Here is a 24462-nt window from a genome sequence, read left to right on the forward strand (position 1 = left end):
TGCGCCGTCGCCTCTGCTGCGCCGTCCCGGCCGCGTGCTGACGCGGGAACGCGACGGCGCAGCAGGGTCGCTACGCGATGACCGAGTCGACGAGCGCCTTGGCCTCGGCCTGCACCTGCTTGAGGTGCTCCTCACCCTTGAAGGACTCGGCGTAGATCTTGTAGACGTCTTCCGTGCCGGAGGGCCGTGCCGCAAACCACGCGTTCTCCGTGGTGACCTTGAGTCCGCCGATCTTCGCGCCGTTGCCCGGCGCTTCGGTGAGCTTCGCCGTGATCGGCTCGCCCGCGAGCTCGGTCGCCGAGACGTCGGCGGCGGAGAGTTTGCCGAGCTTGGCCTTCTGCTCTCGGTTCGCTGCGGCGTCGATGCGGGCGTACGACGGCGAGCCGTACTTCGCAGCGAGGTCCGCGTAGCGCTGCGACGGGCTTTGGCCGGTCACGGCCTGGATCTCAGACGCGAGGAGGCACAGGAGGATGCCGTCCTTGTCCGTGGTCCACACGCCGCCGTCGAGCTTGACGAAGCTCGCGCCCGCGCTCTCTTCGCCGCCGAACGCGCCCTCGCCGGTCAGGAGTCCCGGAACGAACCACTTGAACCCGACGGGCACCTCGACGAGCTTCCGTCCGAGGCCGGCCGCGACGCGGTCGATCATGGACGAGCTCACGAGCGTCTTGCCCACCACCGCATCCGGACGCCAGCCCGTGCGGTTGCGGTACAGGTAGTCGATTGCGACGGAGAGATAGTGGTTCGGATTCATGAGGCCGGCGTCCGGCGTGACGATGCCGTGACGGTCGGCGTCGGCGTCGTTGCCCGTGGCGATGTCGAACTTCGCGTCGCCGGAGTTGACCTTCGCGATGAGGCCCGCCATCGCCGACGGCGACGAGCAGTCCATGCGAATCTTCTCGTCCCAATCGAGCGTCATGAACGCCCACTGGGGATCGACGGTCGGGTTGACGACGGTGAGGTCGAGGTGGTGGCGCTCTCCGATCTCGCCCCAGTAGTCCACGGACGCGCCGCCCATCGGGTCGGCGCCGATCCGCACGCCCGCGTCGCGGATCGCCGCGATGTCGAGCACGAGGGGGAGATCATCCACGTAGCTCGAGAGGAAGTCGTATTGGCCGGTTGTGTCCGCGGCGAGCGCCTCTGTCAGCTGCACGCGCTTGACGCCGCTGAGGTCGGCCTCGAGGAGCTCGTTCGCGCGGTTGGCGATCCATCCGGTCGCGTCGGTGTCCGCAGGGCCGCCGTGTGGCGGGTTGTACTTGAAGCCGCCGTCGGCGGGCGGGTTGTGGCTCGGCGTCACCACGATGCCGTCGGCCCGAGCCGGATCGTCCTCGGCGCGGCCGGCGTTGTACTTGAGGATCGCGTGGCTCAGAGCCGGAGTCGGGGTGTATCCGTGGCGGGCGTCGATGAGGACCGTGACGCCGTTGGCCGCGAGCACCTCGAGGGCCGTGTTCGTCGCTGGCTCGCTCAGCCCGTGGGTGTCCCGGGCGAGGAAGAGCGGGCCGCGGATGCCTTGTCCCGCGCGATACTCGACGATCGCCTGCGTGATGGCCGCGATGTGTTTCTCGTTGAACGAGGCCTTGAGACTCGATCCCCGGTGCCCGGACGTGCCGAACGCGACACGTTGACCGGGGTCGCTCAGATCGGGGGAGACGTCGTAATAGGCGTCCAGGAGTGCCGTGACGTCGACGAGGTCACTGGGGAGGGCTACGGTGCCCGCTCGGTTAGCCATGCCCATAGCTAAGCAGAGAACGCCAACAGTGGGTGGCCTCTGGGTGAAGATTTCCGGTAGTGACGCCCACCCCCATGAGCGCCCGGACGTCAGGCACCCTCTTGGAGGACCCGCTCGGCGAGCTCGCGGAGCGGCCCGGTGAGCGTCCGGTCGGGGACGTCGACCCGCTGGCGGCCAAGGCGGACCGTCCACTGGAAGGCGTCGCGCATCCGGTGGGCTGCGCCGTCGTCGTCCGCGAGGCTCCCCGACTGGATGCGGGCCGCTCGGTAGAGCGCGGCCCACGCGTCGTCGGAGGCGCTGCGCTCGCCGCGCATCGCGAATTCGACCGCGGCTCGGCGGGGGATCCCCGCGAAGCCTCCCGACCGCGTCACACTGACCTTCATCCCTCACCTCCCCGCGCCTAGTAGTCGCCATCCGCCGTCGTCCGTCCGCGCTCACGCGTGTCGCGCAGGAAGCCGCACCGTGATCCCGACGCCGCGCCATGCGGAACGAACCGCGCGTTCCTCCGGCGATTCGCGACCGTACAGTTCGCGCGCCACGAGGACAGTTTCCCGGGCGAAGCCGCGGAAGTCGACATCAGCCGGAAGCCGATGCCGCGAGACAGCCTCGAACCACACTCGCCCCGCCCTCTCCCACGAGTGCCCGCCGAGCGACGTTGCCGCGAGGAAGAACGCGTGATTCGGTATGCCCGAGTTGAGGTGGACACCTCCGCTGTCGTCGAGGGTCCGGACGAAGCCGTCCATATGGTCCGGCTGAGGGTCCTTCCCGAGCAGCGGGTCGTCGTAGGCGGTTCCCGGCGCCGCGAGTGATCGGACCCCGCTGCCACGCACGCCGTCAGCGAAGATCCCCTCGCCGACGATCCAACTCGCGTCCGCGGCGGTCTGGCCGCGGGTGTGCTGCTCGACCATCACGCCTACGATGTCCGCGAAGCTCTCGTTGAGCGCGCCGGACTGCCCTCGGTACGCGAGATCGGTCGTGTACTGGAGGAGCCCGTGGCCGAGTTCGTGGGCGATGATGCTGAGCGAGCAGGTGAACGATCGGAACACCCGGCCGTCCCCATCCCCGAAGACCATCCGGCTCCCATCCCAGAAGGCGTTGTCATAGCAGTCGCCATAGTGCACGGTTCCCTCGAGGGTGAGCCCCGCCCCGTCCAGGCTCGATCGCCCGAACACCTCCTCGAGGAAGGAGTAAGTCGCGCCGAAGCCGTCATAGGCCCGATTGACGTCGGCGTCCGCGACAGGCTCCTGACCTTCTTTGCGCACGAGCCGCCCCGGAAGCGTCTCGCTCTTCTCGGCGTCGCTCACCTCGCGGTGGAGCCGGGCTGCCGCCTCCGCCGCGGAGTTGCCCGGATTCTCCGAAATGCGGACGCGCCGCAGCCGACTGTCAGTGAGGAGCGTCCGCCGGGCGATCTCTGCCACAGTGTCGAGCCCAGACGACGCCGCGCGGGTACCGTGGTGAGTCCCCTCGCTGACGCTTGCCAGCCGTTCGAGCAGATACGGCGGAATTGCGCCGCGCCTGCCGTGCGCCTCGCCGCCGCGTTCGCTGCCTTCGCCCCATTCACCGGCGCCTTCGCCCCATTTACCCGGGCCGGCGCCTTCCCACTCTGTCATCATGCGGCCCACGCTACGGAGGGGGTCCGACACTTAGAGTCCCTTTAGGGTCCGCGGGTGGCTTTGGGGTCCGACTGAGACGCTGTGCGATCTCTGAGAACTGATTGTTCGCCTGCGGACCCGCGCCTGGTCGGGCCGGTGTCCCTGTTCGGGAATTCGGAGCCACGCAGATGCTGCTGGACTCCTGCTTGCAGAGTGTCTGGGCCGTGCCGTTCCCGGTCAAGCCGCACGAGTTGGGTGTCGGGGCAAGACGAAGGAGACGAGCATGGCCATGACCCTCGGAATCGACGTAGCGTGCCGCGCAGCGCATCAGGCATCGCTGGCAGTGGACGGGAAGCTCCAATGGTCGGGAAGGAAGTTCTTCACCAGGCCGGCCGAACTGGAGACCCTCTGGTCTGATCTGGATCCGGCCGAGCCGAGCGAGCTCACCGTGGTGCTGGAGCCCACCCGCAACGCGTGGATGGTCCTGGCGGCCTGGTTCCGGGCCCGCGGTGCGCGGGTGGTGATGGTTCCCACCGCTCAGTCCGCCGACCTGCGGGCCTACTACTCGAAGCATGCCAAGAACGACCGTCTGGACTCGGCGCTGCTGGCGCGGCTGCCGCTGCTGCATCCCGAGGGCCTGCGCGAGTTCGCCGGTCCCGGACCCACCGACCCGCTGCGCAGGCCGACAGGCATCACAACTCGGCGGTCTGCACCATCGCCGCGATCCTGCTGACCCGCATTGCGGCGTGCTGGCGGGCTGGAACCCCGTACACGATCCGAGACCTCGACGGCCGCCCGATCACCGAAGCCGAAGGCCGCCGTATCGTCCAGGACAACTACTCCCTCGACCCCCGCGCCCGGAACAAAGCAGCCTGCCGCAGGCTCGCCCAGCGCCAGAGGAACAGGACAGGCCGGGAGCAAAAGAAGTCGCCAAGCGCTCCAGCATCCCGACCCGCCACCAACAAGCCTACGAGCCGCGACGCTGCTTGACCCTGCTTAGGAATTCATTCTTGCGCGCGGTGCGCACGGCCTCGTCGCCTCCGAGAGGCCGGCAGTGCAGGGCGCTCGCTTTGACGGATTTCTCTCGGACTGGACGAGTAATCTGGTTCTGCACGCAGGGGCATGCTGAGGGGACGGAGGGGACATGTCAGAGACGCACGACGGCGGCACCGCACCCGAGGGGGGTCAGCCACCCCAGAGCCAGACGCCTGAAGACAAGACGCCCGAAGACCAGGCGCGTGCGGGCGGGTTGCCTCAGGCCGAAGTACCCCGGGATCCGGGCGCGTCCGACCGTCCGACCGAACCGATCGTCCGCGCGAACCCGCACCCGACCAGGAAGATCTCTCCGGTTCCGCCCGTCCCGCAGGCACCGCGCGTCGTCGGCCCCACGGTGGCGCCCGAGCGGCCCGGCTCGGGCTCGGCGCAGCAGCCCCGTGGAGCCCCGTACTCACCGCCGCACTATGTCGGCCCCCAAGAGGCCGGAACGCAATACGCCAGCCCCCAATACGGCTCTGCCCAGTACGGACAGCCGCCGCAGTACGGACAGCCGCCACAGTACGGACAGTCGCCGCAGTACGGACATTCGCCGTACGCGACGCCACCACCGGGCCAGCCCCAGCCGTATGGCCAGCCCGAGCAGCCCTACGGTCCGTCGGGCTACCCGCAGCAGCCCTACGGCCAGCAGCCGTACGGCCAGCCCGGCTACGGCCAGCCGTACGCGTACGCCCGGCCCTATGTGCCGTATCCGGCGGGCGAGCCGAAGGCCCTGAGCATCGCGTCGATGGTGTGCGGCATCGCATCGGTCATCGGCTTCGGCGTGTTCGTCCTTCCGACCGTCGCGGCGGTCGTGCTCGGCCACCTCGGCTTCTCACGCGAGCCCGCTGGTAGGGGCTTCGCGATCGCGGGCCTCGTGATGGGTTACCTCGCGCTCCTCGTCACGATCGTCGTCGTGGCCTTCATCCTCATCGGACTGGCCTCGATCGGCCCGTATGACGGCTACTGACCGTCCCGTCGCGCGTGCGGCCTCTCGAGAAGCCGCGCGAGCGCGAGGAGCAGGCCCTCGGATCCAGTGCTCGCGACGAGCTGGACGCCCATCGGGAGGCCCGCCTCCGTCCAGTGCGTCGGGACGCTGACGGCCGGAAGCCCGCACACGTTCACCATCGACGACCACGGCGCGAACTCGCATTGGCGCGCGTAGTCCTCGTCAGCCGTCGCCTGCCACTCGGCACCCGAGAACCAGCCGACGGGCCGCGGCGTCTGCGCGAGCGCGGGCATGAGCATGACGTCCCAGCGCGTGTATTGGGCCACGGTGTCGTGCTCGAACGAGCGGAGGAATGCGAGGGATTCGTCGAGCTTGGAGCGGCTTCGCTGCTGCGCGCGGCGGCGGAACGCCCGCGTGAGCGGGGTGAGGAGCGGCTCGCGCTCGGGCGCGATCCTGAGGCTTCCGACGCTCGCCGTCCACGCGGCCGTGAAGGCGTCCGGGTAGCGGTTGTCGTAGCGGACGGAGGCTTCTTCGACGAGGTGTCCGGCCGCCTCGAGTCGGGCGATGGCGGCGGTGAGCGCGGCGAGCGCGTCTGGTTCCGGCCGGACGCGGTATCGCTGGTCCCAAGGGCTCGCGAGGGCGACCCCGATGCGCTGGCGTCCCGGCTCGCGCCGGGCCGCGTCGACGTACGACGCCGCGTGGCGGCCGCCGTGCCCCGCGACGCCTGGGTGACCGCCGCCTGAGCCGACGAGCGCGTCGAGGAGGAGCGCGGCGTCGTCGGCCGTCGGCGCGAGCGGTCCCGCGACGACGAGCCGGGCCGCGTCTCCCGCGCTCCGCCCTGCAGCGATGAGCCCCCGGCCCGGCTTGAGGCCTACGATGCCGCACGCGGCCGCGGGGATGCGGATCGAGCCGCCGCCGTCGGTGCCCGGCGCGAACGGCAGCAGTCCTGCGGCGACCGCTGCCGCGGATCCGCCCGACGAACCGCCCGAGCTGTGGGCTGGCGCGTGCGGATTGCGCGACGCCGGGGCGACGCGGTTCTCGGAATACGCCGTGAGCCCGAACTCGGGGACCTGCGTCTTGCCGAGGGAGATCGCACCCGCCGCGCGCAGAAGCGCGACGAGGGGCCCGTCGCTGGGCGCGGCACGGTGTTCGATGGCCGCGCTCCCGTGGGTCGTGGGAACGCCCTCGATGTCGACGAGATCCTTGAACGCGGTCGGCATTCCGTGGAGGGGCGGCAGCGCGTCGAGCGTGCCTGCGCGGCGCGCAGCGGCGTGCGCGGCGTCGGCCGCGGCGGCATCCTCGAGGGCGCGTTCCGCGGTGACCGTGACGAACGCGCCGAGATGCCGGTTCACCCCGTCGATCGCCTCGAGGTAATGGCCGACGGCGTGCCTCGCCGAGAGCTCGCCGGATCGCAGCGCGTCGCGCAGGGCGAGCGCGGACAGGCGGCCGACGGCGGGATCCACAGGTGTCCTTTCCGGCGTTCAGGAGGGCGAGCCCACTATAGGCTTGACGGAGAACGGCGTCTTACCAGGAGGCACTCATGCCCAACTTCGAATCCGTCCGCGTTGACGAGCTGCCCGCGGGCACCCTGCTCGACGTGCGCGAGGACTACGAGTGGGAGGCGGGCCACGCCGAGGGTGCGCTGCACATCCCGATGGACGAGCTGCCTGCGCGTCTAGGCGAGCTCGATCCCGATCAGGACTTGCTCGTCGTGTGCCGGACGGGCGGCCGCTCCGCCCGCGTGACGAGCTGGCTCGTCGATCAGGGCTATTCCGCGATGAATGTCGTCGGGGGAATGGACGCGTGGCTTGACGCAGGGCGGCCGCTTGTTTCCGAAAACGGCCAGCAGCCCACGGTTCTCTAGTGATCTACACCTTCCTTGGTCCCGAGGGGACCTTCACCGAGGCTGCTCTCCTCAAGGTGCCCGGCTCGCGGGACGCCGTGCGCATCCCGTCGAGCAGCGTCAACGAAGCCCTCGACCGCGTCCGCAGGGGCGAGGCCGACGCCGCCATGGTGCCGATCGAGAACTCCGTCGAAGGCGGCGTCACGGCGACCCTCGACGCGATCTCGACGGGGCCAGAACTGCGCATCGTCCGTGAAGAGCTCGTGCCGATCACGTTCGTGCTCGTCGCGCGCCCGGGCACGAGTCTGGCCGAGGTGAAGCGCGTATTCACCCACGGGCATGCGTGGGCGCAGTGCCGGGCATGGGCCGCCTCGAACATTCCCACCGCGGAATACGTGCCGGCTTCCTCAACCGCGGCGGGCGCCATCGCCCTCCTCGAGGACGGCTCGCTGCCGGGCGACGCGGCAATCTGCGGACCGATCGTGGCCGATGAGCATCCCGAGCTGAACGTCCTCGCGGCCGACATCGGGGACAACCCGGGCGCCGTCACGCGCTTCATCCTCGTCTCGCGCCCGGCCGGGCTCCCGCCGCGGACCGGCGCGGACAAGACGACGGTCGCCGTCCCGCTTCCCGAGGACCACCCGGGCGCCCTCATGGAGATCCTGTGGCAGTTCGCGTCCCGCGGTGTGAACCTCTCCCGCATCGAGTCGCGGCCCACCGGCGAGTACCTCGGCCACTACTTCTTCAGCATCGATGCCGAAGGCCACGCCCGAGACGCCCGCGTGGCCGACGCACTTGCGGGCCTGCACCGCATCAGCCCCGGGACGCGCTTCCTCGGCTCGTACTCGCGGGCAGACGCCGTCGAGCCCACGGTGGGCCCCATCAACGCGGACGAGGCCTTCGACGCCAGCCGCGCGTGGGTGAGCGGGATCCTCGGCGACTGACCGCGAACGGCGAGCGTCGTCGTCGTCTTCGAGCGCTAGCCCGCCACGCGCACGAGGAGCGAGAGCGGATGCACCTCGACCCTGATGTCCGTCGCCGGCCCCGTCGGATCGCCGTCGACCTGCGTCTCCACCGGCTCGGCGCTCCGGATCTGCACCTTCTGCGCGCCGTAGAAGGACATGACGGGAAGCGGGCCGTTGTGCTGGAACGTGATCTTGGCCCACATCGCGAGCCAGCCGATGACGCTGCGGGGGCTCATGACGACGATGTCGAGCACGCCGTCGTCGATGTAGGCCTCGGGGATGAAGTCCACGCCGCCGGGAAGCTTGGCGCAGTTCGCGAAGAGCACGCTGCGCACGCGCCGCGTCTGGAACTCGGCGTCGTCGAGCGCGACCTCGACCTTCTGGCGCCGCCGTCCTGGCATGTGCCGGATGCCCGCCTCGGTGTAGGCGATCCAGCCGACGGCCTTCTTGAGGTCCTCGTTCGTGTCGCCCAGGATCTCGGCATCCATGCCCATCCCCGCGATGACGAGGAACGTGTGCTGCGACTTCTCGCCGGTTGCACGGTTCTCGAGTGCCATCGTCGCGGTGTCGATCCGCCGCTGCCTGCCGAACAGCGCCGTGTGCACGCATTGAGCGAGGCGCGTGACGTCGAGGTCCAGATTCCGTGCGAGGAGGTTGCCCGTTCCGAGCGGGACGAGCCCGAGCGCCACTTCGGATCCCGCGAGGGCCTCCGCGACGACGCGCACCGTGCCATCCCCGCCGCACGGGATGACGACGTCGGCGCCCGCCTCGAGCGCCGCGCGCGCCATCGAGTGGCCCGGGTCGTCCGCCGTCGTCTCGAACACGAGGGGGGCCGGCCAGCCCGCGCCGCGGCACGCCGCCTCGATGAGCAGCTCGGCCTCGGCGGCGCGCGCCTTCGTGGGGTTGAGGATCACGGCAACCTGCTGCGGCCCGGGTTCCGGCACCTGGGCCGGCTCGGCAACCGCGCTGCGGCTGTGCTGCTCCCGGAGCCTGCGCACGCCCCACCAGCTCGTGACGGCGAACGCACCGGCTGCGACAAGGGCACCGGCGATGATCCAGTTGCGCATGGTCCTTTCACTCTATCCCGCGCGCCATCGAACTGTGCCGTGCCGCGGATCCGCATGCCCGTTCACCCCGACTGGCCCGTTAGGCTAAGGGGCGTGATTGACGTCAGAGAGCTCAGCGAGAATCCCGAGAAGTTCCGCGCCAGCCAGCGCGCGCGCGGTGCGGACGAGTCCCTCGTGGACCGTCTCCTCGCTGCCGATTCCCGCCGTCGTTCGGCCCTGACGCAGTACGAGACCCTGCGCGCCGAGCAGAACGCGTTCGGCAAGAAGGTCGCGGCGGCGAAGGGCGAGGAGAAGCAGGCCCTTCTGGCCGAGGTCAAGGCGCTCGCGGCGAAGGTCAAGGGTGCGTCGGCCGACGCCGACGCAGCCCAGGCCGAGCAGGACGAGCTCATGCGCGTCTTCCCGAATCTCGTGATCGACGGCGTCCCTGCGGGCGGCGAGGACGACTACATCGTGGTCAAGACCGTTGGCACACCCCGTGACTTCGCGGCCGAGGGTTTCGAGCCGCGCGACCACCTCGAGATCGGCGAGCTCATCGGGGCGATCGATATGGAGCGCGGCGCGAAGGTCTCCGGTGCGCGCTTCTACTTCCTCAAGGGCGTTGGCGCCCGGCTCGAGATCGCGCTCCTGCAGATGGCGCTCGACCAGGCCGTCGCTGCAGGCTTCACGCCCATGATCACCCCGACGCTCGTGCGCCCCGAGACGATGCAGGGCACGGGCTTCGACGTCAAGCACGACGCCGAGATCTACCGCCTCGCCGAGGACGACCTCTACCTTGTGGGCACCTCCGAGGTCTCCCTCGCGGGCTATCACTCTGACGAGATCCTCGACCTCTCGGGCGGGCCCGTCCGCTACGCCGGCTGGTCCTCGTGCTACCGCCGCGAGGCCGGCTCGCACGGCAAGGACACGCGCGGCATCATCCGCGTGCACCAGTTCAACAAGGTGGAGATGTTCTCGTACTGCCCGCTTGAGGAGGCCGAGGCCGAGCACGCCCGCCTGCTCGCGTGGGAGGAGGAGATGCTCGCGAAGGTCGAGCTCCCGTACCGGATCATCGACACCGCGGCTGGCGACCTCGGCATGAGCGCGGCCCGCAAGTTCGACTGCGAAGCGTGGGTTCCGACGCAGGGCCGCTACCGTGAGCTCACGTCCACCTCGAACTGCACGGGCTTCCAGGCGCGACGGCTCAACATCCGAGAGCGGATGTTCGACGACGACGGCGCCGCCAAGGGCACGCGCAGCGTCGCGACACTCAATGGCACGCTGGCGACGACGCGCTGGCTTGTGGCCATCCTCGAGCACCACCAGAACCCGGACGGCTCCGTGACGGTTCCGGCGGCCCTCCGCCCGTACCTCGGCGGCCTCGAGGTCCTCCCGGTCCTGTAGCTTCTGCCGGCCCCGGACGAGACGGGTTGCAGCGGAGAAGACGCACTCAAGAGATCTTCTCGACTGCAACCCGTCCCCTCGTAGGGCGCAGCCCGCCTTCGAGAAGCTTCGCGCGCAACCTGAGGGGTTGTTCGAGGTCCGCCCAATCCCACCGGAGCACCGGATGCCCGAGGGCAAGAAGTCGGTTCTCCCGGCGTTTCTCCTTCCGAAAGATGTCTTGAGGGTCTTGGCCGGCCGTCAACTCCGACTGGAAATACTTGCCCCACCCATCGAACTCGCCGACGGGTTCTGGCGCTTCGTCCCACGCGAAGTCCGTCCTGCCCACGAACCCGAGGGCATCGGAGTGCTCGCGTTGGAGCACGGGCTCCGGGAAGCCGTACAGATGCATGATGGCGCGACTGACGGATTCCCCCGGGGACTCGGCGCCAGCCCGGGCCAGCGACGCCACGCGTTCGGCGCGTGCCCGCTGCGTGCGGTGGGGGAGTCGGGCGAGGGCGTCACGGAGATCCGGCCGCTCGAGAAGCGGCATGTCGGGATCGTGACGCAGAACGCCGTCTGCGACGGTGAGGGCCCGCGCAAACTTCCCGGACGCGAGGACCTCGGTCAGAGCTTCGGCGAGAGGCACGGCGAGATAACCGTCCACATCCTCGGCCGCGAGGGCCCTGCGCAGACGGCGCCGGACGGGAGGCGGCGTGATGTGGCGCGCCTGGCTTGCCGCCTCAGAGCCCCCGCGGACGGCAAAGGTGCTCGGCTGCAGGCCGAGCCGTCCGTTCGAGCCTGTTGCCACGTCGATGGTCATGGGCGCCTTGACGGTCGGGATCCCGCGCAGGAACAGCGCAGTCTCGCCGCAGAACACGGCACTCGGATTCGACCACGCGTGGGCTTCGAGCGCCATGCGGAACCGCGCGTCGGGACGGGCTTTGAGCCAGACGCCCGTCGGAACGTAGAAGCCACGTCGAAGCCGAATCAGGCGGCCCGAGGCGAAGGCACGCCTCGCATCCGAGCCCGGCCCCTCGAGCTGGCGCAGCGATGTGTTGACGACGTGGCCCGTGGCATCCATGTCACGAGCCTTCCAAACAGGCCGCGGTGCAGCCACGGTGGATGGAGCCATGTGGATAAACCGCCGAATCTAAGGCGGTTGAGGGACAGTGCGGCAGCGGATTCGCGGAGAGCTGGGCGCCGCAGACGCCTTCCCGCCGACAAGATCCACTGAGTGCGTCCTCGACGCAACAACGCGTCTGAGCACGGGAGAGAGGTCATGACGCAAGGGGCGAGCCACCGAAGGTGAACACTCACACTGTGCGGAACCCTGTGAGTATTCACCCCGCGTTAACGGTCCGTGTGGCCTGCGTCCTGCAGAACTGTCGGTAGCAGGTGGTTCACTAGACTCATGACAACAACGCTGAACGCTGGCATCGATGACCAGCTTGGAACCCTTGACCGTAGGCTCGTGGCGCTCGATGTGGATGGAACGCTCGTCGACCACTACGGCCACATGCGCCCCGCCGTGCGTGAAGCCGGGCAGGCGCTCGTCGCGGCCGGCCATGAGCTCATCGTGGCCACGGGGCGCTCTCTCGGAGCGGCCCTCCCCATCGTGGAGCTCCTCGGCGTCGAACGCGGCTACGTGGTCTCGTGCAACGGGGGCGTGGTCGCCCGCATCGACGTCGGGGTGAACGGCGGCTACGAAGTGATCGACCGCCGCGTCTTCGACCCGTCACCGGCACTTGAGGCTCTGCGGCACCGCCTTCCCGGCGCGAAGTACGCCCTCGAAGACGCGGAGGGGAACTTCCTCTCGACTGAGCGGTTCCAAGACTCTAGCTTCGGCGTCGAGGCCAAGGGGGTGACGTTCGAGGAACTGCTCGGGGTCTCCGCGGTGCGCCTCGTCGTCTTCTCGACGGACGCGACGGCCGAGGAGTTCGGGCGGGCCGTCGAGGCGATCGGCCTGCATGGCGTGACGTACTCCGTCGGGTGGACGGCGTGGCTCGACATTGCAGCCAAGGGCGTCACGAAGGCGAGTGGGCTTGAGCACGTACGTTCCCTCCTCAGCATCGACCGGGCCAACACGGTCGCGGTCGGCGACGGCCGCAACGACATCGAGATGCTCCAGTGGGCCGGTCGCGGGGTGGCGATGGGCCAGGCCCCCGACGAGGTCAAGGCCGCCGCGGACGAGGTCACGCTCGCCGTCGAGGAGGACGGCGTCGTCTCGGTCATGCGCTCGCTGCTTTCATAACAGGCCAGGTCAGAGCGGCTCGAGCATGAGCCGCATGAGCCGCGCCGCAGCGGGCCGGGCGTCATGCTCCTCGCTCCACAGGGCCCGTGCGATGGCCTTCGATACGGCCTGAGCGGTGATCCCGAGCGCCTCGGCGACGGCTTTCTGCTGGCCCCGCACGCCCGGTGTGAGGAGCTCGAGAACCCGCCACTCCGCCGTCGTCCGTCTCGCCACGGTGAGCGCGAGCAGGCGGAGGATCGCGGCGGCCTCGGCGGCCAGCGCGCTGTCCGGGCCGTCGACGGCGATCGCGGCTTCGTCCTTGATGTGCTGGGCGCGTTCGACGGCGCGGCGCGAGTAGACGAGGCCGAGCCCGGTGACGTCGTCGATCGCCTCGGGAAGGGGTTCGCCCAGCGGGCCGACGCCGATCCCGACGTTCCAGCGCACCCCGCCACACGCGTCGGCGCGCATCGCGGCGAGCCCGGCCTCGATCGCGACGGACGGGGAGGAGAAGACGCCCTGGACTTCGTCGCCGACCGTCCGCGCGAACGGCACCTCGGGGCTCACGCGGCCGAGCGCCCGCAGAAGCTGCGGCACGCGATCGCCAGGTTCGCGGTCGCGCTGGTTGATCGTGACCGTGTACATGGCCCGAGCCTAGTCCCAGTGGTGGCCACGGATGCGCAAGAGGTGGCCACTCGTCAGAAACCCGACGAGTGGCCACCTCTCGCCAAACGAGTGGCCACAACGGATGGTTGGGTCAGAGCCCCAAGACAGTCAGTGGCCCTGAGCTTCGAAGCGCTTGATCGACGCCTCGAGCTCGGCCTCGGCCGCGGCACGGTCGGCCCAGCCCGCCGGCTTGACCCACTTGCCCGGCTCGAGGTCCTTGTAGCGGCTGAAGAAGTGCTCGATCTCCTTGATGAGCCACTCGTCGAGGTCGGAGGCCTCCTGGATGTGGTCGAAGCGCTTGTCCGCGGGGACGCACACGAGCTTCGCGTCCCCGCCGGACTCGTCCTCCATGTTGAAGATCGCGATGGGGCGCGCCTCGAGCAGGATGCCGGGGAAGAGGTCGACGTCCGGGTACCACACGAGCGCGTCGAGAGGGTCGCCGTCCTCGCCGAGCGTGTTCTCGAAGTAGCCGTAGTGGGTCGGGTACTGCATCGAGGTGAAGAGGACGCGGTCCAGACGGACGCGGCCCGTCTCGTGGTCCACTTCGTACTTGACGCGGGAGCCGCGCGGGATCTCGATCGTGACGTCGTGCTTCATGGTGCTCCTTGGCTGGGGCGTGCAGGGCGGCCGCCCCGTCCACGCATGAGGACAGCCCGGCGGCAACTAGTATTGAGGATATCCGCACTGGGGGGCGTGCTCTCCATCGCATGCCGCCGCACAGGCCCGGACTCGCAGGACTATTACCGATGCCCCAGCCCTTTACCCGCGCCCAGCGCGCCGTGACGTGGGTCCTCGCCTCCTTCTTGCTCGTGCTGGCCGCGGCGATCGGCGGCGCGGTCCTCGCACCGGTCTTCCCGGGGCCGCTCCTCGCGCACTCCGCTCCTGACCCGACCGTGCCCGCGTGGCTCAAGGCGCCGTCGTCGCCCGTTGCGCTCCGGGGGGCGACGTTGCTCGGGGACTCCGCGCCGCAACCCGCGCCCGCGGCGCTCGCCAAGGCGATCGACGGCCAGCTCGGCCCTGACAACGGAACGTTCGGGGCCGTGGTCCTGGACGGCGCGACGGGCCAGTCGCTCTACAGCCGGGGCGGCGCGCAGCCGGTGGCGCCCGCGTCCAACCTCAAGCTCCTCACGGCCGCGGCGGCGCTCACGACGCTCGGCCCGAACGCGACGCTCACGACCCGGACCGTGCGCGGAAGCGCGCCCAACAGCGTCGTGCTCGTCGGCGGCGGTGACGTGTTCCTCGGCAGGGGTGAGTCGCAGCCGGACGCGGTCGAGGGGCGCGCGGGCCTCGCGACCCTCGCGCGCGAGACCGCGGCGGCCCTCGGGACGGTGCACGGAACGGTGTCGGTGCAGCTCGACGATTCCCTCTTCACGGGGCCCGCGCTCAATCCCGCGTGGGCGTCCGAGGACGTCGCGGCCGGCGAGATCGCGCCGATCGCGCCGATCGCGCTCAACGTGGCCCGGACCCAGCCCGGCGGGCAGCGTCCCGCCGATCCGGCGGCGGCCGCCGCGGCGGCCTTCCGCGACGCGCTCGCCGCGGCGCTCGGCAGCGACGTGACAGTCGCGAGTGGGGTCGCTCGGGCGGCGGCGGCCGGCGGCGCCGAGCTCGCAAGCGTCGCGTCGGCGTCGATCGCGGACCAGCTCGCGTACACGCTCCGCGAGTCGGACAACTACGCGGCCGAGACGCTCGCCCGCCTCGCCGCGGCAGCAAGCGGCCGTGCCGCAAGCATCGACGGCGCCCGCGCGGTCCTCGAGGACACCGCCCAGCGCCTCCTCGGCTCCACAGCCGGCATCGAGCTGCACGACGCGTCAGGCCTCGCGATCTCGGACCGCATCTCCGTGGCGAGCCTCGCATCGCTCATGCGCGCCATGACGACGGGCGACGACGCGCGGCTGCGTCGAGGGCTCGACGGCCTCCCGATCGCGGGGCTCACCGGCACGCTTGCGGCCCGCTACGGGCAGGGGGCGGCCGGCGCGGGATTCGTGCGGGCCAAGACGGGCACGCTCAACACGGTCGTGGGGCTCACGGGCTACGTCGTGGACGCGGACGGCCGGCTCCTCGTGTTCTCGTTCGTGGGCAACGGCCTCGCGCCAGGCGCCCGGCCGGGCGCGGCGACCGCGGTCGACGGCGCGGCATCCGCTCTTGCCGGCTGCGGATGCCGGTGAACGGGCCCGGTCCCTACAGCCCTGAGCGAACAGACGGCGGAGCCTGAAAGGGCCGCCCCGGACGCGGTGTGTTCTGACGGTCCTGTGTGGTCTGATGGGGATATGGATGTCCACGAGACGGCACCGCAGCTCATCAATTGGGATCTCGCGGCCGCCACGGCAGCGCGCCTCGCCCCGCCGGGGCCCCAGCTCTCGCCCTCTGAGGCGGCCGACGCCGTCGCGAGCCTCCGCCGTCTCGCGGATGCCGCCGTCCCCCATGTCCACCGCATCACCGCCCTCGCGGCTGCCGAGAACCTCCGCGATTCGCAGGTGCTTGTCGTGGACCGCGGCTCGTGGGCGAAGGCGAACACGCAGGGATTCCAGGTCATGCTCGGCCCGGTCCTGACGCAGCTCGTCGAGAGGAAGGCGAGCGAGCTCACGCCTTCGGCGGCGAGGATGGGCGGCGCGATCACCGGTGCCCAGCTCGGCGCCGTCCTCGCGTTCCTCTCCAACAAGGTGCTTGGACAGTACGAGCCGTACGCGGCGCTCGCCCCCGGCTCGACGATCCCCGAGGCCGGGCGCCTGCTCCTCGTCGCGCCGAACATCGTGCAGATCGAGCGCGAGCTCATCGTCGAGCCCGAGGACTTCCGCCTCTGGGTCTGCCTCCACGAGCAGACGCACCGCGTGCAGTTCGCAGCGGCGCCGTGGCTCCGCGGCCACATCCTCGACCAGGTCGCCCAGCTCTCCGACAGCCTCCTGGGCAACATGGATTCCCTCATGGAGCGGGCGACGGCGGCGGCGAAGTCCCTGCGCGACAGGCCTTGGGCGGGGGTCGGGCAGCCGTTCCCGAGCCGCGGCGCGATCCTCGACCTCCTGCAGGACCCCGCCGAGAAGGCCGCGCTCTCGCACCTCACGGCGATCATGAGCCTCCTCGAGGGCCACGCGACGGTCGTCATGGACGCCGTCGACGCCGACGTGGTTCCGAGCGTCAAGACCATCCGCCAGCGCTACACGGCGCGGAGCGAGAACCGCGGCGTGCTCGAGACCTTCGTACGCCGGGTGCTGGGGCTCGAGGCCAAGATGCGCCAGTACACCGACGGGGCGAAGTTCGTCACGGGCGTCGTGGACCGCGTGGGCATGGACGGCTTCAACCGCATCTGGGAGCGCCCCGAGAACCTCCCGACCGAGGAGGAGATCCACGCGCCCGAAGCGTGGGTCGCGAGGATGGGGTGAGCTCGCGGGACTTCGCCTCTCCTGAACGGCGGCGGCTGCACCCAGCCGTCGGCCGGGCCCGCAACGCCGTCAAGGCCGCGCTCGAAGAGGCCTGCTGGCCGTCGCGCGTGCTCGTCGCGTGCTCGGGCGGGCCGGATTCACTTGCGCTTGCGGCCGCCGTCGCCCATTTCGCGCGGCGCGGCGCGGTGGGCGGGCACCCGCTCGAGGTGGGCGCCGTCGTCGTCGACCATCGGCTCCAGGAAGGCTCGGGCGAGGTTGCGCGCACGACGGCGGCCGTGTTGGGAGAGCTCGGGCTCTCGCCCGTGCGGGTGGTCGCCGTCGAGGTGCGCTCCTCGGGCGAGGGGCCCGAGGCCGCGGCGCGTTCGGCGCGGCTCGCGGCCCTCGAGGCGGAGGCCGCGGCGTGGGGTGCGGGCGCCGTCCTGCTCGGGCACACGCTCGACGACCAGGCCGAACAGGTGCTGCTCGGGCTCGCCCGCGGCTCGGGGACGCGATCGCTTGGCGGCATGCGGGCCGTGCGGGGGCTGTATGTGCGGCCTTTCCTCGGGCTCCGGCGGGCAGACACGCTCGACGTGTGCGCGGCCGAGGGGCTCGAGCCCTGGTTCGACCCGACGAATGCCGACCCCCGGTACATGCGCTCGCGGGTGCGCGCGGCGATCATGCCGTTCCTCGAGGCTGAGCTCGGGCCGGGCGTCGCGGAGGGACTCGCGCGGACGGCCGCGATCCTCGGGCACGATGCGGACTTCCTCGACGCCGAGGCCGCGCGAGCGTACGCCGAGCTTGTCGAGCGGCCACGCGAACGCGAGCTCTTGCTGCCAGGCGAGCCCGTCCGGGCGCTCCCGGCGGCGCTCCGGAGCCGCGTCCTCGCGCTCGCCGTCGTCGAACTCGGCGGCCAGCCGACCTTCGAGCGGCTCGCCGCCGTCGAACGCCTTCTCGAGCGGCGCGGCTCCGCCGGTCCGGTCGAGGTCCCGGGCCATGTGACCGCGCACCGGCAGCCCCGGCGGAAAGGTGCACCGCGCGGAACGGAGTATGGGAAGCTAGTCTTTGTATCGCACCGCTGACGCTGTGCTTTCGGCACTGGCCTTCTGGCACCGGCCGCGCGGCGTCCGAGACCCGAGTTCCAGGAGCGCAGGTGGATTCTCACGACGTCCAGGCAGACCTCAAGCACGTCCTCTATGACCGCGAGCAGATCCAGCAGCGGATCGCCGAGCTCGCCGTCGCGATCGACAAGGATTACGAGGGGCGCGACCTCCTGATCGTCGGCGTGCTCAAGGGCGCCGTCATGGTCATGGCGGACCTGGCCCGTGCGCTGCACAGCCACGTCACGATGGACTGGATGGCCGTCTCGTCGTACGGCTCGGGAACTCAGTCGTCCGGGGTGGTGCGGATCCTCAAGGACCTCGACTCGGACCTCATGGGCAAGCACGTCCTCATCGTCGAGGACATCATCGACTCGGGCCTCACGCTCTCGTGGCTCAAGACGAACCTCGAGTCTCGCGGCCCCGCGTCCGTCGAGATCTGCGCGGCCTTCCGCAAGCCGGACGCCGCGAAGGTCAAGATCGACGTCAAGTACGTGGGCTTCGACATCCCGAACGAGTTCGTGGTCGGCTACGGGCTCGACTACGCGGAGAAGTACCGAAACCTCGACTTCGTGGGCACCCTCGCGCCGCACGTGTACGAGTAACCATCACGGACGGTTCGGCCACCTGAACAACTCGAGGCGCTGCACGCTGCCGGCGTCGAGGTCACGGTCGTGCCCGATCTGGCAGACTCTGCCGGCTGAGCTTTTCCTCGAGGTGCCGTGAGGGCCGGTCAGTGACCGGAGCCCCTCGTGATCCTCTCGACGGCTTCGACGGCGGCAGCGGGATCGTGTGTCTGGTGTTCGACGGCGGGGATGTTCACGACCCACACGGTTAGGGCCAGGCCTGAGTGAAGAACAGGCCAACCGTTGCGGCGCGGGCGCGGCGGAGGGTGGAAGGGATAGGGGGCATCAGGTGCGGTCTTTCGTACCGGGCCTCCCCCATAGCGTCAGGGCATGACGGCCAGCATTGAAATGTTTGCTGGCTTCCTCAGCAGAGGATTTGCGGGCGGGACTAAGCCGAGGCCTTGTTCTGGCCGTATTGCTGTAGTCCTCAGCCTTCCCGGGAACTTCCTCTCGCAAAGTAGTCTTTCGGTAGAGGTAGCTGGACTTCGAATGAAGGCGTATGCTCCCGCGAAATCGGCACCTTCACCATGCAATTATGCTGGTTGGTCATGTGAGAATCCGGGCCCTTGTGCAATGGCGAAAGTCGTGCAAGAGTGCACGAACCAGTGGCGGTGATTGCATCGGAATCCCGTCCGGACAATCGGGGGGACGCATTGAAAACTCTAAAATCCGCCGCTGTCTGCTTCTGCGCTTCAACTACGGGACCAGGACAGTGAACTGGAGGGTGGAAAGCGATGGGAACATCTTGACGTTGAGCGACTACTGCGGACCCAACGCGATGCGTGCCCAATGACCGGATCCAAACGGTCCGAGGTCGCGCGCAAACTCAGCACAATTCCAGTCCGCGCGTCCCGCCAGATGACCTCCACCGAATACCAGTTCCGCGTGGCCGAGATCCTCAGGCTTTTCGACATCGATGCAGTGGGCAGCGAAACTGGCGTAATTTACGGGGACAAGGGCGTTGAGCTGGAAGATCAGCCTTTAGTCGATGCCATTCGCATACTCGTTGGGAAGCGATTCGGCATCCCGGAATCGCTGATGTGAACGGGCCAAGGCTGGAGCGCGAACTCATCCTGTTCGGCGCGAGACAGGGCGTGATCGGACCCGAACCGGTCGCTGCCCTTCGCCGCCAACGGTGCGTAATGCCTCGAGCAAGGCGCGGTGAGCGACCGGAACGTCTCGTGATCCATTCCGGCGGCAGGCGTAGGCTCGACCCGTGTCAGAGTTCCGTCATCTTGACGTGCCGATCGCCCGGCCGCCACGCGTCGTCGCAGCCTTCGCCGGAGATCCGGCCAACCTGCCGCGATGGGCGGCCGGGCTCGCTGCGGGCATCCGCGAGGACAGCGGCCGATGGATCGCCGAATCCCCCATGGGCGCAATCGAAGTGCGGTTCGTCGGCGACAGATCGGCGGGGATCCTGGACCACATAGTGATGCTTCCCACCGGGGAGACGGTCCTGAACCAGTTCAGGATCCTGGCCGACGGCGAGGAGAGCCTTGCGGTCTTCCATCTCCGCCGTGCCCACGGAGTCGCTGACGAGGATTTCGAGGCCGACGCGGGGGCCGTGCGGCGAGATCTCGAAGCGCTCCGTCGGCTTCTCGAAGAAGGCGGACCTGAGACGGCACGCGGTTAGCGGTAGCAACGCGTCCCGTCCCGACCCCGTCCGCGATTAGCGCGACTCAGTTCGCGCCGTCGTCCCCGCCCGACGCCGACGCGTACCGCCCCGACGTCCAGTCGCCCGCCATCGTCTTCTGCACCGAGTCGAGCGAGACGGAACCAGAGCACAGGGCCGCGAACGCGTCCTGCTCCACCTGGTCCTTGTCGTTGTGTACGAACGCGGAGTTGGAATGCTGCGCGGACGCGAACACATTCGGCTCCGGCCACAGATTGCGGATGTCCGAGGCGCCGCCGTCGGCGAGCGGAATGAGGTGGTCGAGCTCGTATTTCGACGCGTCCGACGCGGGGATCCCGTACGCCGCCATGATCTGGGTCTTCGCCTTGTTGGTGATCCCGACAGGCGGGCGCACGCTCGAGGTGTAGCCGCCCTTCCGGCACACCGTCTGCCCGAGGTTGCCCTGGGCCACGGCCGAGTCGATCGCGCCGGGTGTGCACGCCGGGTCGGGGAGCGGCTCGTGTGACGCCGTCCAGCGGAGGTGGCACGCGCCTTCGGCAGGCATGGGGCCCTGGACGCCGCTGTCAGTCCAGCCGTGCCCGGCCGCGAGGACCGGCGTCGCACCGGAGGCCGCGGCAGAGGACGACGGCGCCGCCGAGCTCGGTGCCTTGGCGAGGCTCGAGAGCCCCACGGCGAGGGCGACGGCGGCCACGGCACAGATGATGACGACGACAATGATGCGCTTTGCGAAGACCATGATGTTCCCCAGCGTAGGTGAGGGAGCAGAGTCGGGCCGGGCCTCCGCGCGCGTGTCGGAAGGCCGGAAAGCAACAGGTCCCCGTGGCGGAACCACGGGGACCTGTGCGCAGACGGACGTGTCAGGCGACGGCGGCCTTCGCGTGGCCCGCAGCCGATGCCTCGGCCTCGGCGTCGATCTGCGCGAGCGTCTTGTGTGCCGTCTCCTTCGCCGTGAGCGCGGCGGCCGCGGCGATGACACTCGAGATGAGCGTGTACCACGCGACGGGCACCCACCCGTTGACGCCGGGCCCCGCGATCGCGGCGGTGATGGTCGGCGCGAAGCCGGCGAGGGCGAAGCCCACCTGCGTGCCGATCGCCATGCCGGAGAGACGGACCTTCGTGGGGAACATCTCGGAGTAGAACGCGGGGAAGATCCCATTCTGGGCCATGTAGAGCACGCCGGACATGAGGATCGCCACGCCGAAGATCGCGGCCCAGTTGCCGCTCGCGATGGCCGGCATGTACAGGAACATCGCCGCGCCGGAGCCGAGCGTGCCCAGGATGAACACGGGCTTGCGGCCGATCCTGTCGGCGAGGAGGGCCCAGGCCGGGATGGTCAGGAGGGAGAGCAGGTTGGTCGTGACGCCGACCCAGAGCATGACGCCCTTGTCGAGGTGCACGGTCGTGGTCGCGAAGGCGAGGGCGTAGACGCCGTAGATCGTGGACACGGTCGAGACTAGCGCGCACAGCGCGACGCGGATCACAGCCCTCCAGTGGTGGCGGAACAGGACCTTGAGCGGGGCCTGGGCCACCTCGTGGGACGCGGCCTCTTCCTTGAACACCGGCGTCTCGGAGAGGCGCGCCCGGATGATGAGGCCCGCGAAGACCACGAGGGCGGAGAGCCAGAACGGCACGCGCCAGCCCCACGTGAGCAGCTGGTCGCCCGGAAGCGCCGAGACCGGGATGAACGCTGCGGCCGCGATGACCTGGCCGAACTGCGTGCCCGAAAGGGTGAAGCTCGTGAAGTAGCCGCGACGGTTCTCGGGCGAGTGTTCGAGGGACATCGACGTGCCGCCGGACTGCTCGCCGGAGGCGGAGAAGCCCTGGAGGAGGCGGAGCGTCACGAGCAGGATCGGCGCCCACACGCCGATCTGGCCGTACGTGGGGAGGCAGCCGACGAGGAACGTCGAGATGCCCATGAGCAGCACGGTGCCGATGAGCACATTCTTGCGCCCGAACTTGTCGCCCCAGTGGCCCATGAAGAACGCGCCGATGGGGCGGGCCACGTAGCCGACGCCGAACGTCGCCATCGAGAGCAGGATGTCGACGCCGGGGGCGGCGTTCGGGAAGAAGATCTTGTTGAACACGAGCGCGGCGGCGGTGCCGTAGATGAAGAAGTCGTAGTACTCGAGGGCGCTGCCGACCCAGCTCGCGAGCGCGGCGCGGACCGGGGTCTTCTGCGGGGCGGCAGGGATTGCTGTGGACATGGCCGGTTCCTTCTAGTTCTGCGCCGATTGGGTCTGCATCTGTGCAGCAGCGTGGGTTTGGGTGGGTACTTCTGCGGCAAGGCCCGTGCGGGCCGCTTCGAGGATGGCCTCGACCACGCGGAGGGACTGGATGCCGTCCCGGCCGGTGACGAGGGGCTCGGCGTCGCCGCGGACGACGGCGGCGAAGTGGGCGAGCTGTGCGGCGAGCGGGTCGTGGCGCTCGACGGCGGCGGTGCGGCTTTCGAACGGCTCCCACCACGAGGCGTCGCCCGCGAAGGTCCTCAGCCGCATGGTGGGGACGCCGAGGGATCCGCGTGTTCCGGCGATGAGGTAGCAGTCCTCGTCGTCGGCGTGCGCATAGGCGGGGTTCTCGCGCGAGGTCTGTTCCCACGAGGCAGCGGCCGCGGCCGCGTCGGAGAGCATGAACGTCCCGAGGGCCCCGTTCGCGAACGTGAGCGTGATCGCGGCCGTGTCCTCGACCGCGAAGCCGCGCGCCGCGTTCGACGCCGTCGCCTGCACCCGCACGATCTCTCCGCACAGCGCCCGCATGTCGTCGACCTCGTGGATCATGTTGATGAGGATCGGCCCCCCGCCCGGCTGGGCGCGCCAGGGCCCGGCGCCGAAGTAGTCGTCCGGCTTGCGGAAGAGCGCTGTGCCGACGACGGCGACGACGGTGCCGAGCGTCCCCTCGCCGACGATGCGGCGAGCCTGCGCAAGAAGCGGGCTGTGCCTCCGGTGGTGTCCCACGAGGAGGGGGACGCCCGCGGCGTCGGCGGCAGCGACGAGCCGCTCGGCGTCGTCGGCCGTCTCGGCGATGGGCTTCTCGACGAGGACGGGGACGCCGGCCGCGACGCACTCGAGCCCGCCGGATACGTGGAAGCGGTTGGGGGTCGCGAGGATCACGCCGTCGGGGCGCTGGGCCGCGAAGAGCTCTGCGAGGGACGTGAAGAGGGGAACGCCGTGCCGCGCCGCGACCTCGCGCGCGGCCGGCGCCGGGTCGACGACGGCGCAGACCGCAGCATTCACCGTCTCGTCGCTGTGGGCGATCCGGCGGAGGTGCTCCTGGCCGATCAGTCCCGATCCGGCGACCGCGATGTGTACACGGCGTTGTGTGGTCATGGCTCCTGCTGAAGTGTGCGTTCCACGAAACGTAACCGCAATGTGGAAGTAGCTTTCGCGATACAAACGATGATGCTGTGTCCCGCCTCACAAGTCAAGAAAAACTTCCACGATCTGGTGAGCGTTGCCACAATGTGAGAGTTGTGGCACTATCGACTTATGACCTCGATCACCGATGACGAGAAGTCCGCGCCGAACGAGAGGCCCGGCAAGACCGACATGGTCGGCAAGGCCCTGAGCCTTCTCGTCATGCTTGGCGACGCACCCGGCGCGACGACGGCAGCGGACCTCTCGCGCCGCGCGGAGCTGCCGTTCAGCACCGCGTATCGGCTCCTGCAGTCGCTCCAGCGCGCGGGCTTCGTCGACTTCGAGCCCGAGGGGAAGAAGTACAGCCTCGGTCTGCGTGTCTTCCAGCTCGGGCTGTACGTTTCGAACAGCCTCGGCTTCGCGGGCACCGCGAATCCCGTGCTCGCGCGGCTCACCGAGAAGACGCAGGAGGCGAGCATCCTCGGCGTCCCGGACGAGGACCGCTTCCTGACCGTCGCGAAGGTGGACGGGCCGAAGGCGTTCCGCGTCACGAGCGACCCCGGCTACCGGGGGTACCTGCACTGCTCCGCGATCGGCAAGGCGCTCGTCGCGTTCGCCGCGCCGGAGGAGCGCGAGCGGCTCCTGGAAACGCTTGAGCTCCTGCCGGTCGCGCCGCGGTCGATCACGGACCGTGACGAGTTCCGTGCCGAGATCGAGCGAGTCCGGGGCCAGGGGTACGCCGTCATGGACGAGGAGAACGAGGTGGGCATGCGCGCCGTCGCCGTGCCCGTCCTGGCTGATTCTGGCTCTGGAGAGCCACGCGCGATCGCTGCGATCGCGTGCTCCGCGCCCACCGTCCGCATGACCGTCGACGAGCTCGTCGACCAGCTTCCCGCCTTGCGAGAGGCCGCCGAGGAACTCGCGGCGCGCCTGCCTCGCCACTGACCCACGCCATAGGCGCCAAGAGAAACTGA

24 protein-coding genes are annotated in these 24462 nt (G+C 69.7%); 13 read left to right on the forward strand and 11 right to left on the reverse strand.

The genetic code is table 11. The features are described from left to right. Window positions 1–70 precede the first annotated feature (70 nt). The 3 genes from pgm to SPF06_RS14290 all read right to left on the reverse strand — a co-directional run bounded on the left by pgm (window position 71) and on the right by SPF06_RS14290 (window position 3339). Complete coding sequence (pgm, locus tag SPF06_RS14280; RefSeq protein ID WP_323279786.1) at window positions 71–1726, reverse strand: phosphoglucomutase (alpha-D-glucose-1,6-bisphosphate-dependent); 1656 nt, start codon at window positions 1724–1726, stop codon at window positions 71–73. Between the two features lie 89 nt (window positions 1727–1815). After that, the gene (locus SPF06_RS14285) at window positions 1816–2109 is read right to left on the reverse strand and encodes a protealysin inhibitor emfourin (protein WP_323279787.1); all 294 of its coding nucleotides are present in this window, start codon (window positions 2107–2109) and stop codon (window positions 1816–1818) included. A gap of 51 nt (window positions 2110–2160) precedes the next feature. Then, on the reverse strand, window positions 2161–3339 hold the full coding sequence (locus tag SPF06_RS14290) for a M4 family metallopeptidase (protein WP_323279788.1): 1179 nt from the start codon (window positions 3337–3339) through the stop codon (window positions 2161–2163). Window positions 3340–3601: 262 nt separating this feature from the next. On the opposite strand from SPF06_RS14290, the gene SPF06_RS14295 reads away from it, so the two are divergent. Further along, window positions 3602–4051, forward strand: coding sequence for an IS110 family transposase (locus SPF06_RS14295; RefSeq protein ID WP_323279789.1), 450 nt, complete (start codon window positions 3602–3604; stop codon window positions 4049–4051). A gap of 411 nt (window positions 4052–4462) precedes the next feature. Next, window positions 4463–5320: a DUF4190 domain-containing protein gene (locus tag SPF06_RS14300; protein ID WP_323279790.1), complete on the forward strand. Its 858-nt coding sequence runs from the start codon at window positions 4463–4465 to the stop codon at window positions 5318–5320. On the opposite strand, the gene SPF06_RS14305 is transcribed toward SPF06_RS14300, so the two are convergent. Beyond that, window positions 5314–6762 carry an amidase gene (locus SPF06_RS14305; protein WP_323279791.1) on the reverse strand — a complete coding sequence of 483 codons (1449 nt, stop codon included), beginning with the start codon at window positions 6760–6762 and terminating at the stop codon, window positions 5314–5316. The genes SPF06_RS14300 and SPF06_RS14305 overlap by 7 nt on opposite strands. A gap of 77 nt (window positions 6763–6839) precedes the next feature. On the opposite strand from SPF06_RS14305, the gene SPF06_RS14310 reads away from it, so the two are divergent. Together SPF06_RS14310 and pheA are read left to right on the forward strand one after the other, a co-directional pair. Further along, window positions 6840–7163 (forward strand): rhodanese-like domain-containing protein, encoded by a 324-nt coding sequence (locus SPF06_RS14310; protein WP_323279792.1) that lies wholly within the window; start codon window positions 6840–6842, stop codon window positions 7161–7163. After that, window positions 7163–8086: a prephenate dehydratase gene (pheA, locus tag SPF06_RS14315; RefSeq protein WP_323279793.1), complete on the forward strand. Its 924-nt coding sequence runs from the start codon at window positions 7163–7165 to the stop codon at window positions 8084–8086. The genes SPF06_RS14310 and pheA overlap by 1 nt, the downstream gene beginning before the upstream one ends. Before the next feature lie 35 nt (window positions 8087–8121). On the opposite strand, the gene SPF06_RS14320 is transcribed toward pheA, so the two are convergent. Continuing rightward, window positions 8122–9174, reverse strand: coding sequence for a diacylglycerol kinase family protein (locus tag SPF06_RS14320; RefSeq protein WP_323279794.1), 1053 nt, complete (start codon window positions 9172–9174; stop codon window positions 8122–8124). Window positions 9175–9267: 93 nt separating this feature from the next. Between SPF06_RS14320 and serS the strand changes: the two genes are divergently transcribed. Next, window positions 9268–10554, forward strand: a complete 1287-nt coding sequence (gene serS, locus SPF06_RS14325; protein WP_323279795.1) for a serine--tRNA ligase — start codon at window positions 9268–9270, stop codon at window positions 10552–10554. A gap of 46 nt (window positions 10555–10600) precedes the next feature. On the opposite strand, the gene SPF06_RS14330 is transcribed toward serS, so the two are convergent. Continuing rightward, window positions 10601–11614, reverse strand: coding sequence for a hypothetical protein (locus tag SPF06_RS14330; protein WP_323279796.1), 1014 nt, complete (start codon window positions 11612–11614; stop codon window positions 10601–10603). 330 nt (window positions 11615–11944) lie between these two features. On the opposite strand from SPF06_RS14330, the gene SPF06_RS14335 reads away from it, so the two are divergent. Beyond that, window positions 11945–12784 (forward strand): HAD family hydrolase, encoded by an 840-nt coding sequence (locus tag SPF06_RS14335; RefSeq protein ID WP_323279797.1) that lies wholly within the window; start codon window positions 11945–11947, stop codon window positions 12782–12784. Window positions 12785–12793: 9 nt separating this feature from the next. On the opposite strand, the gene SPF06_RS14340 is transcribed toward SPF06_RS14335, so the two are convergent. Both SPF06_RS14340 and SPF06_RS14345 read right to left on the reverse strand, forming a co-directional pair. Further along, entirely contained in the window at window positions 12794–13405 is a 612-nt protein-coding gene (locus SPF06_RS14340; protein ID WP_323279798.1) for a hypothetical protein, read from the reverse strand. A 129-nt stretch (window positions 13406–13534) separates the two neighbouring features. Then, window positions 13535–14023 carry an inorganic diphosphatase gene (locus SPF06_RS14345; RefSeq protein WP_323279799.1) on the reverse strand — a complete coding sequence of 163 codons (489 nt, stop codon included), beginning with the start codon at window positions 14021–14023 and terminating at the stop codon, window positions 13535–13537. 149 nt (window positions 14024–14172) lie between these two features. Here SPF06_RS14345 and SPF06_RS14350 point away from each other — a divergent pair, with 149 nt between their 5' ends. From SPF06_RS14350 to SPF06_RS14375, 6 genes are all read left to right on the forward strand, one after another. Next, complete coding sequence (locus tag SPF06_RS14350; protein ID WP_323279800.1) at window positions 14173–15591, forward strand: D-alanyl-D-alanine carboxypeptidase; 1419 nt, start codon at window positions 14173–14175, stop codon at window positions 15589–15591. A gap of 102 nt (window positions 15592–15693) precedes the next feature. Further along, window positions 15694–16803 (forward strand): zinc-dependent metalloprotease, encoded by a 1110-nt coding sequence (locus SPF06_RS14355; protein ID WP_323279801.1) that lies wholly within the window; start codon window positions 15694–15696, stop codon window positions 16801–16803. Continuing rightward, window positions 16800–17861, forward strand: coding sequence for a tRNA lysidine(34) synthetase TilS (tilS, locus tag SPF06_RS14360; protein ID WP_428985772.1), 1062 nt, complete (start codon window positions 16800–16802; stop codon window positions 17859–17861). Before SPF06_RS14355 ends, tilS begins: the two co-directional genes overlap by 4 nt. Before the next feature lie 71 nt (window positions 17862–17932). Next, window positions 17933–18484, forward strand: coding sequence for a hypoxanthine phosphoribosyltransferase (hpt, locus tag SPF06_RS14365; protein ID WP_323279802.1), 552 nt, complete (start codon window positions 17933–17935; stop codon window positions 18482–18484). Window positions 18485–19294: 810 nt separating this feature from the next. After that, window positions 19295–19549 carry a hypothetical protein gene (locus SPF06_RS14370; RefSeq protein ID WP_323279803.1) on the forward strand — a complete coding sequence of 85 codons (255 nt, stop codon included), beginning with the start codon at window positions 19295–19297 and terminating at the stop codon, window positions 19547–19549. Window positions 19550–19721: 172 nt separating this feature from the next. Next, on the forward strand, window positions 19722–20138 hold the full coding sequence (locus SPF06_RS14375; RefSeq protein WP_323279804.1) for an SRPBCC family protein: 417 nt from the start codon (window positions 19722–19724) through the stop codon (window positions 20136–20138). Window positions 20139–20184: 46 nt separating this feature from the next. On the opposite strand, the gene SPF06_RS14380 is transcribed toward SPF06_RS14375, so the two are convergent. The 3 genes from SPF06_RS14380 to SPF06_RS14390 all read right to left on the reverse strand — a co-directional run bounded on the left by SPF06_RS14380 (window position 20185) and on the right by SPF06_RS14390 (window position 23461). Then, window positions 20185–20874 carry an HNH endonuclease signature motif containing protein gene (locus tag SPF06_RS14380; RefSeq protein WP_323279805.1) on the reverse strand — a complete coding sequence of 230 codons (690 nt, stop codon included), beginning with the start codon at window positions 20872–20874 and terminating at the stop codon, window positions 20185–20187. Window positions 20875–20995: 121 nt separating this feature from the next. Further along, window positions 20996–22342 (reverse strand): MFS transporter, encoded by a 1347-nt coding sequence (locus tag SPF06_RS14385; RefSeq protein ID WP_323279806.1) that lies wholly within the window; start codon window positions 22340–22342, stop codon window positions 20996–20998. 12 nt (window positions 22343–22354) lie between these two features. Continuing rightward, a complete protein-coding gene (locus SPF06_RS14390; RefSeq protein WP_323279807.1) occupies window positions 22355–23461 on the reverse strand; it encodes a Gfo/Idh/MocA family protein in 1107 nt (368 codons plus the stop codon). A 159-nt stretch (window positions 23462–23620) separates the two neighbouring features. Between SPF06_RS14390 and SPF06_RS14395 the strand changes: the two genes are divergently transcribed. Further along, entirely contained in the window at window positions 23621–24433 is an 813-nt protein-coding gene (locus SPF06_RS14395) for an IclR family transcriptional regulator (RefSeq protein ID WP_323279808.1), read from the forward strand. The last annotated feature ends 29 nt before the right edge of the window (window positions 24434–24462 follow it).

It is taken from the genome of Sinomonas terricola (assembly GCF_034931225.1).
Taxonomy (GTDB): Bacteria; Actinomycetota; Actinomycetes; order Actinomycetales; family Micrococcaceae; genus Sinomonas; species Sinomonas terricola.